Annotated in this window: 9 protein-coding genes; all 9 read right to left on the bottom strand. The window is 45.7% G+C overall.

Annotation, left to right across the window (positions count from 1 at the left end; genetic code table 11):
* Positions 1-68: 68 nt before the first annotated feature.
* The 9 genes from LYZ37_RS04745 to tssJ all read right to left on the bottom strand — a co-directional run bounded on the left by LYZ37_RS04745 (position 69) and on the right by tssJ (position 13832).
* Positions 69-1325: a type VI secretion system ImpA family N-terminal domain-containing protein gene (locus LYZ37_RS04745; protein ID WP_272786705.1), complete on the bottom strand. Its 1257-nt coding sequence runs from the start codon at positions 1323-1325 to the stop codon at positions 69-71.
* A 59-nt stretch (positions 1326-1384) separates the two neighbouring features.
* On the bottom strand, positions 1385-4882 hold the full coding sequence (gene tssM, locus LYZ37_RS04740; RefSeq protein ID WP_272787143.1) for a type VI secretion system membrane subunit TssM: 3498 nt from the start codon (positions 4880-4882) through the stop codon (positions 1385-1387).
* 60 nt (positions 4883-4942) lie between these two features.
* Entirely contained in the window at positions 4943-6355 is a 1413-nt protein-coding gene (gene tssA / locus LYZ37_RS04735; protein WP_272786704.1) for a type VI secretion system protein TssA, read from the bottom strand.
* 2 nt (positions 6356-6357) lie between these two features.
* Positions 6358-7002, bottom strand: coding sequence for a type VI secretion system-associated protein VasI (gene vasI, locus LYZ37_RS04730; RefSeq protein WP_272786703.1), 645 nt, complete (start codon positions 7000-7002; stop codon positions 6358-6360).
* Positions 6999-8594: a sigma-54 interaction domain-containing protein gene (locus LYZ37_RS04725; protein ID WP_272786702.1), complete on the bottom strand. Its 1596-nt coding sequence runs from the start codon at positions 8592-8594 to the stop codon at positions 6999-7001. Before LYZ37_RS04725 ends, vasI begins: the two co-directional genes overlap by 4 nt.
* 2 nt (positions 8595-8596) lie before the next feature.
* On the bottom strand, positions 8597-11122 hold the full coding sequence (gene tssH, locus LYZ37_RS04720; protein WP_420794626.1) for a type VI secretion system ATPase TssH: 2526 nt from the start codon (positions 11120-11122) through the stop codon (positions 8597-8599).
* Positions 11123-11235: 113 nt separating this feature from the next.
* A complete protein-coding gene (icmH, locus tag LYZ37_RS04715; protein WP_272786700.1) occupies positions 11236-12009 on the bottom strand; it encodes a type IVB secretion system protein IcmH/DotU in 774 nt (257 codons plus the stop codon).
* A 3-nt stretch (positions 12010-12012) separates the two neighbouring features.
* Positions 12013-13347: a type VI secretion system baseplate subunit TssK gene (gene tssK, locus LYZ37_RS04710; RefSeq protein ID WP_272786699.1), complete on the bottom strand. Its 1335-nt coding sequence runs from the start codon at positions 13345-13347 to the stop codon at positions 12013-12015.
* A 5-nt stretch (positions 13348-13352) separates the two neighbouring features.
* The gene (gene tssJ / locus LYZ37_RS04705; RefSeq protein WP_171322570.1) at positions 13353-13832 is read right to left on the bottom strand and encodes a type VI secretion system lipoprotein TssJ; all 480 of its coding nucleotides are present in this window, start codon (positions 13830-13832) and stop codon (positions 13353-13355) included.
* Position 13833: the final 1 nt, after the last annotated feature.

The raw sequence follows: 13833 nt of genomic DNA, 5'->3' as shown, positions 1-13833 counted from the left end.
GATCCTTTATCCAAAGTGCAAGTGATTCTACAAGAGGTTCCCCGATTAAAATGAGCTCAACGCATTCCTTACTCTTCAAGCATCTGATTTAACTGAGCAACTTTCCAACTCAAATTGTTAAGGCGTCTTTTTAGCTCTTCAAACTCTTCATGTGCTTGTTCGTACTGCTTCTTCTCAATCAAGTTTTCTACATAACCAACACGTCCATAAATAGGCGACAAGCTAACCGCAAAGTCCTCTAACGATTTGGTTTCATTGGCGACCTGTGTCCAGCGACGCTTTTTAGCAAGCAGTGCAATATTCGCCATCTTGGTTCGAATTTCACTAAACCGAGCAACAAACTCATCGGCCTGTTCAAGCGCAAGCTGTTGGTCTTGATGTAACGTCTGACCAATTTGAAGAACTTGCTCATCTTCAGAATAGAGTTTATGCAAGACATCGAGCTGCTCTAACGCTTCTAGGTAAGGTTGCTCAATCGATACGTGCATTTTCTCCTCAATCGATGACTGATACATAGGCACCAGTTCAGATTGAATAGAAGCCAGCTTAGAAGGTTTAATATGCTCTACATAATTGCTGAGGTTGCCAGCTGTCAGCACTGGCACCTCTATTGATTGCTTGAATTGATACTGATTGAGTACGCTCGGATTATAGTAAAGCCACAAGCTTGTCAGACTCACGATAGCAGTCGAAACGCACACAGCAGCCAAGCTCCAACGGTGGCGCTTAACTGTCACTCTGTTTTCACTTTCACGTTGCTTTTCTTGACGCTTTATCGCGGTGTGATAGCGGGTTTCAATTTGATCAATATGTTCAAACAAAACAAACCCAACCCCTTCAAAATCTACGTCAACTTCTGGTTGTTGAAGCGTTATCCAGTGGTGGATTCTTTCACATATCCTTTCACTTCGATAAAGGTCGCGTAGCTGCTCCTGAGAAGGTTTCATCTTCTTTAGTTCAGGAATTGCCTTGCTATTGAGCCAATCCAAAACCTCTTTACGCATTTTCGCCGACTTAGAGTCAGGCTTAGCTAACAAACTCAAACTGTGCATTATGAGCTCTAGGCCATTGGCATAACCGGGTAAGCCCTCAATTTTAAGTTTGGCAATAGTGAGATAGCTGCTCATGAGTAAATCAACGCCCGGCCCTTTAGCAAGTAGCTCGCATGCATCGTATACCTCTTGCCAGTTAGTGCCTCCAGACAAGGGGTTGAAACGACTGTTAATTTCGTCTCTGACTTTTTGGTAGCTTTCTAGGTGTCTGATTGAGTCAGAATCAGACGTAATATGGTAGATAACTTGGTCAAGCAAAACTGAATTGGGCATAGATACTTCGTCCCGATTGAAGGAGCGAGTCACCTCGCTCCTTTGATTATTATAATGTTTTAATAAAGAGTCTTAGAGAGTTTGAACGATTTAAATAGACGTTCAGTGAATGGGTTAGCATCTGATTCTGCGTTGATGCGATAGATCATGTCACCACCATCCACGGCAAATCGGTAATCAACCGACGTCTTGCTTGCCGACATGACGTTGCCTTCTTCTAACAAACGGAAGAATGCCCAAGGCCCTTTGATATTGATGCTTCTAGGCGACAAGTTAGACTTAGTCGGCACTAAGGTCACCTTAGACACCGCAGAGTCACGCAACGTATTTGGCCAAATCAACTCCACACCTTCACGAGGACCATGACTGTATGTGAGGTACTGGCCGTCAACATTCAAAACACTTCGACGCTTATTACCACTTAACTGAAGCGGTTCAACCGAGAAATTGACGTCCAAAATCCCTTTGCGATTGAAGAATGCCTGACGAATTCTTTGTGCTTGTTCGATCTGCGCCAAGACCTCTGGGCGAATGATCGATTGAGCAGTATCGTATTCATCAACCGCAATGTTTTCTTCAATAAACACCTTCAACTGGTTGTTGTAGAAGTTATCTAGCGTCCCTTTTGGCGCAAAGAAGGACTCAAAATCTTCCAGTGCAACATCTTTCTTCGATTGCGTGTTAAACGGATAACGACTCGCCAACTTAGTGTAGTAAGGTTTATAAACATCCTCATACCAACGAACTTCTAGGTGTTTAATCGCCTCTTGCTTCACGACATACCAGCTCTCATCCGCAAGCTTAGCGACCATGCTATCGAGTGGCCTTGGTAAACCAGAAGAAATTCGTTTCAGCGTATAGATTGGGTCAGCACTGACTAACTTGACCCGAGCCTTGGTCGCATCAAGCGCTGCCATTCCCACATCCGGCGATTCTTGAATCGCTTTTAAGTATGTTTTCAACTCATCGACAGATGCGAGCACTTCATTGATGTAAGCCGGTTGGTCTCCCACTGGCTTCAACATTAAGTTCAGTTCCGCAAACGGAGATTGAATGCTTGAAGCCACTTTATACTTAGCGCTCTTTAGTAGTTCTTCACCTGCGTCACTATCAGGGTCTAGACCTGCGATGACCTGAGTATTGTTCTCTAGCGTTCTGAGTAAGCGCTGCATCGGCTCAACGTTACCGGTTAGGTTCTCTAACACCATGACCGCATCGTTAATATCACCGAAATACTTCATATCGATATCATTCAATGCCGCTCTCCACGTATTCACATAGTCGGCGACATACAAATTACGGATCTTTTCACGCAGTACTTGTTTATCTGCTTCGCTAAACTGCGCCGTTTTCGACTGACCTAATACCCAACTATCAATCAGGGCTAGCTCAGAGACTGACTCTGAACGTGGCATAAAGTAGCTTTCAAAACCTTCTTTGGTCAGCATCTGTGGAATATACAAACTGCTGTTCGCGACTCGCTCTTCAAAGACGATATCAAAGATAGGACCGACAAGATTACGAATGCTAATCGCAGGACCAAGTACCGTTTGTGCATTCAACTTAAGGTTTCGATAAACACGTTGATCGTTAGGCATAGTACTTAGCTCAGCTTGGACACTCGCAATCGTACGATCGTAAGGTTTCATCACTCGCTCTGCGAACTCATCACCTTGATCTCTTGCACCAGCTAGATCCGTGTGGCGCATGGCATAATCTAAGTGATCTAATAACTCACCTTGCACCTGTTTTTGACCCGCAAACGCGCTCTGCCAGTACTTGCCAAAATAATCCAATACATAGTCTTTGTAGCGACCGCTCTTATCAACCATCATTCGGTAGACACGCAGAACGGCGAGTTTCTCTTCTTCATTGTCCGCCTGCTCAAGAGCAACAACAACATCAGCCATCAGCAGAGGCAAGAATCGATTCTCTAGTAGATTCAGATACGTATCTTCAACCATAGGGCCGATCGTATGCCCCTGATAAAGACCAAAATCGGAGATGTAACGAGGCTTTTCGCGGAAGAAACCAAATTCCAACGTCGCCTGTCGAATCTTATTTAACGGCTCAAGAATGTCTTTCTGAGAAGCCAAAGAAAGGTTCGACGGGTACTGGGCTTTATACTCATTCACTTTGGCCAATACGGCATCTGATTGGTTGACGTTGGCCAAGTAGTAACGGTGCCAAGTGCCGACTAATAGCACAGTTGCCACCATACAAGCCGTGAATGAGAGCCCCATTAACCGACGTTTATGTTTGGCAACACGGAAGTTGTCCGAAGCCAAACCTGCTTCCGGATAGATGATGTTACTAAACAGTTGTTGAGTAAAATAAACGGTCGAATTTTTAGCATTTTGCGCTTTATTTACCGCGTGTGATAAGCCGTATCGGCGTGATGCAGAATCACCAAATGCATTGCTTGGCACCCCTTGCTGATATACCGATGTAAAATAAGCACCACGGACCAATGCAGAAGTAGAGAATTGATCACTCGATAAAGCGTCTTGGAAAAACTCTTTAAGGATATCTTGTAAACCAGACATCTGACGCGTAAAGCTATAGATGGCATCACGCTCTTCTTGTTCTAACGGCTCAGCGACGGCATGAGGGAAAAGCTCGTTTATCTTTGATACAAACTGCCCGTAGTCTTTCGAAAACTCTTCTAACCAATGATCTAAGTTATCAACCGATTCCAACGAGAAAGTGAAACCCAACACCTCATCGCGCTGTGACTTTGAGTAATGTTTGAAGAAAGGTTCAAACCCATACAGTAAATCAAGCTTGGTCAAAGTAATATAGACGGGCAATCGAGTTGCTAGTGTTTCCATCAGCTCACGAATACGCGCGCGCAGCAGGTTCGCGTAAGCTTTACGCTCAGATGCAGTTGACGTGGCTAAGTGAGAAACATCTAGCGCGAGAACAATACCGTTTAACGGTCTTCTGCTGCGCGTTTTTTCTAACCAGTTAACGAAGTTTAGCCATAGGCGACGCTCTAGTTCACCATCATTGTCTTCGTTGCGATTTCCCTGAGTAAGCAGTTCGCCATCAGGATCGATCAATACTGACTCGTCACCAATCCACCAATCAAAAGAATACGGATTCTCGCTCTTCTGCCCAGACGCACGCATAACGGACGAAAGGGCAAAGTTCTGGCCCGAGCGATTGATCAAACTCGTTTTGCCCGCATTCTCTAGGCCAAGCACCAGATACCAAGGCAAGGAATAGAGGTAATTGCGAGTATTGAGACTTTGCTTCATCTCTTGCATCACATCATTAAGCTCAGCTTCCTGACGCTCTTCATATACTGTGATTGGGTCGAGTTTTAGCTGCTCTTCACGCTTTTGCTGACTTTTGAAACCTTGCAGCTTACGCCACTGCCAAATGCCCCACCCAGACAAGGAAAGCAAGACAAATAGTGCGCTCGCCATACCGCGAGCCATCAGCGTTTCAAGCGGTTTGGTGCCTCTAATTTCTAGCCAAGGACCCGCCCACCAAATGGCAACGTTGAGTAGTATAAATAGAGTGAACAGCAAAATAGGAAGGGCAGCTGCTATACCCGGCTTCAATTTCTTAACAATCCCAATGATACTTTTCCACATGGATAGTCCCTTTGCTTAATCTGACGCTGTATTTCGTTCTAGTTGTTCTATTAAAGACGGCTCCCAATCGGTGACGCTCGTCTGCATAATTTCTTGTTTCAAAGTTTGATACTGTTCTGTAGCCATGGCATCTAAATGGTTGTGTTGCAGAAGATCTGCGCTCAACAAACGCCAGTAAAAACGGTCGCGAGGCTCAGTCGCCGCGACAAGCCCGTCATTGAGCATCGACATCGCAACCGCAATCCCGCCCTCCTTAGCAAGACTGAAGGCTTCTTCACGCTGTTCCTGCCAACTCCCTGAAACGCTGCTACCTGAAGAAGCCACCTCACTGCTACCTAACCAATCACGTACTGAGTCAGTCAAAAATGGCGCACCATCTTTAAATTTGAGCTCAGAGACACTTGGAAAGCGTTCGACAAATGATTGAGTTTCTTCACGAATAGCCTGACACCAGCTCTCTTGACCGAGCGCTTTAGCAATATCGTGACTCATTAACTGACCATCAAACCAATACGGCGCAATCGTCAAACTCTGTTCGACCTTTCTCCATAACGCGAGGTCGGGTTGCTTCAATTGCTCTTGATACTCTTTCACTCGCTCCGTTTGCATGCCGCGAAGTAAGGTTTTGCCGTGGGTGTCATGGTCAGGCAAGGCTGTGATAGCGCCCCATAGAGCGTGCCGACGAACTCGAATTGCCAAAGCGCTTCCCGACTCTTGTTCAGACAGATACTCAGCCACTTTCAATAAGGTTTGTTTCGCCGCTTTATCACTTGAGTTATCAACGGATAGAGCAGGTGCAGTGGCTGCAGGCGTTTGTGATGAAGCAGAATGAGACGAAGCCGCTTGTGCCGTGCTTTGTTGCTGCTTCTCTCGCTCTTGAGCTCGTTTGAGCTGATTGACTATCGTCAGCGCAACAGACTCAGCGACGTCAGAAGAGAGCTCATTGACTTCTATCGTTTTCTGCCAACATTCGACGGCTTGCTGAAGCTCTTCTCTGTCTTGACTATCTAGGCTGGCAAAATCAAATTTATCGACGGCCATTGAGAATCGCTGACACATTTGGCTGAAGAATTTTCTGCGTGGTAAGTTGCCTCTTTTGCCTGGCGCTGGAAAGCAATCATTCCAGTAGTGCTCAATAAAGTCGCTCATCACTCCAAATGAGGTAATAAAGCGGCTAGGTGTCAATTGGTTATGCAAACACTGAAGTAAATACACCAGCAGTTTAATGTCTTTACTCTTCTCATTTAGAAGGGTAATTGCGCTGTGCTCTACTTCTTGCCATTGAACACTGGCATGAGAAAGAGAGCCCACCTTCATCATTTGGTCTTCAACAAAGTCAAACAAAGGCTCATCTAGTAGCCTTTCGCCCACTGGAGATTCGCTACTAATCGGTCTAACTATGCTTGTTCGGTATTGGGTCAATTCCATCGCTACCACCCACACCTTGAACGTAATGGTTTTAAAGCTTGGCTTAACCCTGTGGTATCGAATTGCAATCCATCAACTACCGGTGAGTTTGAGCGCAAAGTCAGTCTTGATTCCCTAGCCATCACCTTCATCATCGATATCGCAGGAACTCCTCGTGCCGAAGAGAACAACACACCAATATCATCACTTCTCCAGCTTTGATTAGGACCACCAGCCACAGAGACTCTAATTCGAGCATCTTCCATTGCTTGAGGAAGCGCCAGTTCGATACGACTAATTTTGTTGATACAACTCATCATCAGAACGGGGGAAGGTACTCCATCAGAATGCTTAGCCGTTACAGTGACCCAAGCATCCCCTTCTTTCTCGGTGCCCTTCTCAACAACATTCAAAGGCCCATTCCCTTTCGAGCTATCAAACGCGGTATGCCAAGCGGGCGGTCTATCATCAGACTTAACCGCAAGATTCGACACTGTCGGCGTTTGGAATGCCTCGTCAAAACAGCTCAAGCGATCTAATCGCTCCGATACTGAGGTGCATTGCTGAGCTTTTTCCAACTGCATGCTAGTGGTAGTATCCGTAGCGCTAGCTGCTGTTACAAAGAGACTGGCGGTAAATACTAAAGCCAGCGAGTTCAGCTTAGTCATACGGCTTTGATCTCCAGCTTTTGGCATTTATATGCAAGTGTTCGCTTGGGAATACCCAGACTCTTTGCAGCCTTACCTCTATCTCCAGAGAACTGATTTAAACGCTCGCGAATGATACTTTCTTCGTAGTCATTCATGGCTTGTTTCAAATCGTTGATAGCCGAGAAATCACCTTGTTGTGTTGGGTATGGGTTGTCAGCAATAAACGTTGGTTGAGAAAGGGCTTGCGGCATGACTGGCTGCTCCGCACTTTGTAATTCAAAATTGAGGCAAGCAATGCGATTGGCAAAGCTTCCTTCACTGACTTCAAGCTCATCGCGACATTGAGCACAGCCAAATTCAATTAAATGCTTTAGCTCACGCACATTGCCCGGGAAAGTGTATTGCTTCAGGCAATCTAACGCTCGATAGTGCAGACCACGAATCTGCGTACCATGCTGTGTGTTGAACTCTTTGACAAAGTGCTGGCTCAAGAGATCAATATCCTCTAGACGCTCAGATAGCTTAGGTAACGTCAACGGATACTGGAACAAGCGGTAGTAGAGGTCTTGCCTAAACTGTTTATTTCTCACCTGAGCAAGCAGGTTGACGTGAGTTGCAGAAACAAGGCGAAAGTCTGAGCTTAGCTCCTCTTTGCCGCCAATCGGTCTGAACCGTTTAGTTTCCAGAACACGGAGTAACTTCGCCTGAAGAGACAGCGGCATATCACCAATTTCATCCAAGAACAGTGTTCCACCATCGGCCTGCGCAATTAAGCCTTTCCTATCCGACTCTGCCCCAGAGAACGCCCCTTTGCAGTATCCAAACAGTTCACTTTCGAGCAGATTTTCCGGAATAGCCGCACAGTTGATAGCCACTAAAGGCTCTGAATTGCGGCTCGATAATTGGTGGATGGCTTGAGCAACTAACTCTTTACCTGTCCCTGTATCCCCCTGCACCATCACAGACAGTTGAGACTCTGCCGCACTGACTATCTGCTGACGTAGCCTCTGCATCACAGGGCTTTGACCAATTAAAGAATGAGACAGCTTATTCGCTTGATCTCTTTGCTTGGTATCTCGCTGCATATCATTCAATGACTCGGTAAGCACTTGAATATCTCGTTGCTCACGCTCCATCTCTTCCAGCAAATTCCACTGCTTAGTAAACACATCAATAAACTTAATGCCATCAGCACTGTTAAACGCTTTCGATACTGCTCTCTCCTCACCTAACATAAACAATACGAGCTGAACCTGATTAGAACGTAGTGGCAAAGGTTGAATACAGACACTCTCAAACATGCCAACATTTGACACTAGTTCAGCAAATGCTCGGTCAGATTGCCAAAACAGAAGTTCATCGGCACTAAGAGACATGCTCTTGGCGTTTTGTAGTACGTGTGCAAAGGGATTGTTTAGGTCATTCACAGCCCAAGACGCGTCGACTTGCCCATCGTGTGGCACAAGTCGACGACCATCCGATGTCGGCATTAGAATCAAGCATTGTGATAGACTGAGTTCGTCACGCAGAATCAAAGCAAACTTCGCCGTAAGCTCATGTTTAGTTTTGATTCCGATGAGATCAGTCACTCGTTCTAGCCAATTAGACATAGCTACTCTACCTCTCCGATAAACTCACCATCTTGAGCCGCTAGATAAATCCTCGTGACTGGTTGCTGCTCAGAAAGCTTGTTCAATAGAGCCAGTGATATTGGCGGAAGCAGTTGGCCTTCGATAATGGCTTCAAGCATGCGAGCACCATTTTCTGAGCGCGTTGCTCTCGACAAGATTTCATCGATCAACGAATCTTCGATTACCACTTCAGCGTCGTAACGTTCTTTAAACAGCTTCTCTAGACGAGTCAGTTTGCCACGCACAATTTGCTCCAGAACTTCTGGGTTAAGTGGCATGTAAGGAATCACTTCCATACGAGCAAGCAATGCAGGTTTGAAGAAGGCTGCTAGCTCTGGATAAAGCGCATCATCGAGTTCATCTAGCTTCTCTTCATGATCAACAATCGTCTGGAAACCTAAGTTTGAGGTGAGGAAGAAGACAATGTTTTGACAATCAATTAAGCGACCTTCGCCGTCGGCAAGCTCGCCCTTATCGAACGCTTGATAGAAAAGATTGAGTACTTCTGGATGCGCTTTCTCAACTTCATCAAGCAGCACGACAGAATATGGCATCTTGCGGATTGCCTCAGTGAGTACACCACCCTCACCATATCCAACATAACCCGGAGGAGAACCGATCAAGCGTGAGACAGTATGCTTCTCTTGGTACTCAGACATATTAATCGTCGTTAGGAATTGCTTACCTCCGTACAGGTTTTCAGCAAGTTGCACAACGGTTTCGGTTTTACCAACCCCACTTGGCCCGACAAGTAAGAAAGCGCCCTTCGGACGACCTGGTCGACGCAAGTCAGCACGAGCCGTCAGAAGATGTTTATGAACACGTTTAATCGCGACATCTTGCCCTTTGATCGCTTCACCAAGAATCGAAGTCAGGTGAGTGATCTTGTGTAGCTCATCACTGTTCATCTGGTCGACAGGCACACCCGTCCAGTCAGCGATCACCTCTGCCACCTGCTGGGCGTCCACTTGAGGATGGATCAAACGCTCATCATGAGGAATCGCTTCTAGCTCTTCATACTTAGTACGAATTTGAGCCAGAGTTTCACTACGCTGCTCGTCAGTAAGTGGCTCTTCTTCGTTGACATCATTGAGTGACGCTCTAAGTCCAATTATCTCTTCAACTAATTGCTTTTGTTGCTGCCACTGCTCGGTTAAACGTTCACGCTCTTGCTCATCGGCGACTTCTTCTGTTTTGAGTTCATCAAGTCTTTGTTGATTCACATCTTTGCCCAGTAGCTGAGCGCGTTCGAGCATATCGATTTCGAGTTGGCGCTGATGACACGCAGTTTCAATAAATGCCAAACGTTTTGGCGGTGCCGTTAGGTTAATAGCAATGCGTGCACATGCCGTATCAAGTACATCAATCGCCTTATCCGGTAACTGTCGGCCTGAGATATAACGTACAGAAAGCTCAGCAGCAGCTTTTAACGCATCATCGGTAATAAGAACATCATGGGTTTTCTCGTATACCGAGTTCAACCCACGCAGTATATCCACCGCTTGTTCTACACTTGGCTCATCAAGCTTAACCAATTGGAATCGACGCGTTAACGCAGGGTCTTTTTCAAAATACTTCTTGTACTCTTTCCATGTGGTAGCAGCAATGGTTGACAGCTCACCACGAGCCAATGCAGGCTTAAGCAAGTTCGCCGCGTCGCCACCACCTTCTTGGTTGCCGGCACCAATCAAGGTATGCGCTTCATCGATAAATAGGATGATGGGCTTTGGAGAGTGCTTAATGGCATCAATCACCCCTTTTAAGCGCTTTTCAAATTCGCCTTTCACTGACGCGCCTGCTTGGAGTAAACCTAAGTCCAATGAGTAAAGCTCAACACCTTGAAGCTGCATAGGTACTGTTCCGGCTACGACACGAAGTGCTAATCCTTCGATCATGGCACTTTTACCAACACCTGCATCACCGACCACAATTGGGTTGTTTTTACGACGACGGCAGAGGATATCAATCATCAGATTGATCTCACTTTCACGGCAGAGAACAGGGTCTAGTTCATCCTGACGCGCTTGTTCGGTCACATTTGTACAGTACTTTGCTAAAACAGAGGTATCTGCATTGGCGTTTGAAGGCAAAGCACCCTTGGTTTGTTCAACCACTTGGGTTTCTGAAGATTCTGACAGAATCACATCGAAGTGCTTTTTCAAACTTTCTCGGTTAATCACATCCAATAGACGAACCAACTTGTGCTCCATGTAGCGATCCGCTCGGGTTAAAGCAGCAAGCAGAATTGCGCCAGAACGAAGCTCTGTTTGATTGAGTTCTGTCGTTGAAAGCAACCAAGCTTCTTGAAGAAGTTCAACAAGTAATGGAGAAAACGCTGGGTAGCTATCTAAAGACTGATCACGCACAAAGCTACTGGATATGGTTTGCTTAACATCGTCTATCGCCAGTTCAGACTGCTTGAATATGACTCGAATATCAGAGAGAGGATTGTCTAGAAGAACCTCAAGGTAATGTTCAAACGTAATTTCACTGTGCTGGCGCTCCATACACACGGTCGCCGCTTGTTCTAGTGCAAGCTTACTCTGTTCATTTAGTTTTGAGATTAGTGTCGGTAGTTCAATACGTATCACGGCAATCACCTAGCCTTTAATTATTCTATTTATAAGATTTGATTTAGTTGTTCGATAACGTCACTGGTCTTGACGTGCAGTAGGTAGCTATAACCAAGGAAAGTCCCGACCCAAAGCAATACAAAACCAGCAAAAATCGACCATAGTGGGATTTGCTTGCTTAGCTTGTATTTCGAACGCACAACGTGTTCAGTCGCACTGGTTAAATGAGCGATATCGACTTCTTGATCTTGATTGATCAGTTTATGTAAGTGAGCAATGACTTTTTCTCGCTCTAACTTGCCTGACTCGATGACGCGATACTTGCCTTCAAAACCCAAAACTAGACACTGGTAGATAAATTCAAGCAGTGGTTTATATTGTTGCGGTTCCGCTTCCAATCGTTTCAGGATGGTAAACACTTTTTCTCCACCCCATGTTTCATTATGGAAGCGGGACAGCATAGAGTGCTCAGCCCACACCGTGGAAGAGCCCCACTCTGTTCCCATTACCGCTTCATCTAGAAACGTACATAAGATGTAGCGGTAAGCCATCAATACTGCATGCTCGAAGCCCTGCTCAGTGAGCTCAATCTCGATGGTTTTAATCTCTTCAATCGTTTGATCGTAAATCGCTTCAATGTTTTCGCACTCAGACAACTGTCGAACACGCAGTGACAAGCCAAGTAGAGGCGTCGCCGCATCAATTAAAGGGTTAGATAAGCTCCCTCTAAGTTGAAACCAATAATCCTGGTCGTGGTTTATTTTTTCTACATCATCGAAAAGTAAGCTACTGTACTTACTCTCTTTTTTATTGATATCCATGGATTAACTCCTAATCGCCCAGAACTGAAGGTCTAGTTCATCAAAGGCGGCAGCAACGTGGAAAGCAAATCCACTAGAGTGCGTTAACATCTCCCACTCACTGCTCGACTTATCAAGTTGGTAATAGGTGTAGCCAGCGTGGTATGGCAATTGACGAGGAGCAACCGGTAACACCACCAAAGGGATACCCGGTAATTGCAGTGAAATAAGCTCGCGAATTTTCTCAACCGAAGACACTTTCGTTTGTTGAGTAAACTGGCGGCGCAACTCATCCATTGGCATACGCGCCTTAACAGCAATAATGAAATCTGCCGTCTCCATTAGCTGAGGGTCTTGGATCGGCGCTACCATTAAGCCGTACTTACGTTTATCTAACTGAATCGATACCGCTCTTGGCTCAAGAACCACACTTAGGGACTGACGCAAATTACGGATTAGCGGCCAGAAAGACTCTGTCGGCATGTCGTGGTTGTAACTTATCGCTTTAGGTGGCAAACGGCTTTCATCAGTAAAGGTGGCTAACTCACCCGCAATGGTAGACAAGCACTCAAACAGACGTTCTGGGTGCAGGCTTCTAAGCTCTGCCAAATGCTGGATTTGCGGCTGTAAACGGTTTAACGCTTGCAGCAACATAAAGTCAGACACATCAGCAACACCGCCTTGAGAAGGAGAGCTAATACGTTGAGCGATGTTTTTGGCTCGCTCACGCATCAAACCAGATATCTCATTAACAAAGCGGTGCAAAGCCAAATTGCCAACGACATTGAGATGACATGGAATAAAATCTGGATCCATGACCACGCTTCCATCTGGGCGCTTCTCTAGAATGCGCCCCACTGCCATTGATGCATAAGCACTTCTGTCTTCTTTTTCCAGCATGAGTTGGATTCGCATTGGTGACACATCTATGGTCGTCATATCACCTTGCACGGTATGGACATCGCGCACTTCAAGGCGGCGGCTTTCATAACGACCTGTGCCTTGCGTATCTGGCCAGTTGATTTCCATTAGCGACTCACTGCGCAGAGGAATCGCTAAATAAACTAGCTGGTTAGCCAAAGAGGCATCATCAATTTCTAACGCGTCAGGTAGCGTATCTTCTTGGGGAATACGAAAAGCCGTGCCGTCAGGCATGATGCCAACGGCACGCTCAATAGCGATACGACCGAACGACAAATATTCCGGGTTGAGAGAAAACTCTGAAACACCATACAGGTAACGGCTGACAGAACTTAAGCGCTCATCTATGTAGTATTCTGTATAGCGTTGTTGTTGCTGGAAATGCTGTGGCTTGATGAACAAACCTTCGTTCCAAATAACACGATTTCGTGAAAACATCTTGTCTATTCCACCTTTTCCAACTTGACGTCGTAGTCGCTAAGAAGCATCAACAGGTGATACTCTCTGCCTTTATTCAACACTTTGACGGCTTTTTTCCATTCACTCAGTTCGATATCAGAGAAATTAGCCATAATCCCGATGTAGTTGGTCTCTTCATCGACTTCGATTTGGTTAACGAACTTGAACTGACCTGGGGTCAAAACATAGTCGTAACTTTTGACAAAGTTACTTTTGAGCGCTTTCTTATAATCTTCTTTCATCTGGTCGTAGCTCGATGACATAAACATCGAATCATCTACCAGCTCAAACACCTGAATCTCGACCGGAGAAGCTTGCCCCCAAATACTTGGATTCACCCCCTCTTGAGCAACGATGCTGAAGGTCACTTTTGTTGGCAGTTGAGTCGGGTCATAGGGTTCAGGCTCACTACTACAAGCACTAAGAAAAATCGAGAGAAAGCACATCCATAGCAAATTTCTCACG

Source organism: Vibrio tubiashii (genome assembly GCF_028551255.1).
GTDB lineage: Bacteria > Pseudomonadota > Gammaproteobacteria > Enterobacterales > Vibrionaceae > Vibrio > Vibrio tubiashii_B.
This window is presented reverse-complemented; position numbering and strand designations above follow the sequence as displayed.

Coding starts and splice junctions, on each gene's coding strand:
- LYZ37_RS04745 (WP_272786705.1), bottom strand. CDS start 1,325: ATGCCCAATTCAGTTTTGCTTGACCAAGTTATCTACCATATTACGTCT.
- icmH (WP_272786700.1), bottom strand. CDS start 12,009: ATGGATATCAATAAAAAAGAGAGTAAGTACAGTAGCTTACTTTTCGAT.
- tssH (WP_420794626.1), bottom strand. CDS start 11,122: ATGGAGCGCCAGCACAGTGAAATTACGTTTGAACATTACCTTGAGGTT.
- tssA (WP_272786704.1), bottom strand. CDS start 6,355: ATGGAATTGACCCAATACCGAACAAGCATAGTTAGACCGATTAGTAGC.
- vasI (WP_272786703.1), bottom strand. CDS start 7,002: ATGACTAAGCTGAACTCGCTGGCTTTAGTATTTACCGCCAGTCTCTTT.
- LYZ37_RS04725 (WP_272786702.1), bottom strand. CDS start 8,594: ATGTCTAATTGGCTAGAACGAGTGACTGATCTCATCGGAATCAAAACT.
- tssK (WP_272786699.1), bottom strand. CDS start 13,347: ATGTTTTCACGAAATCGTGTTATTTGGAACGAAGGTTTGTTCATCAAG.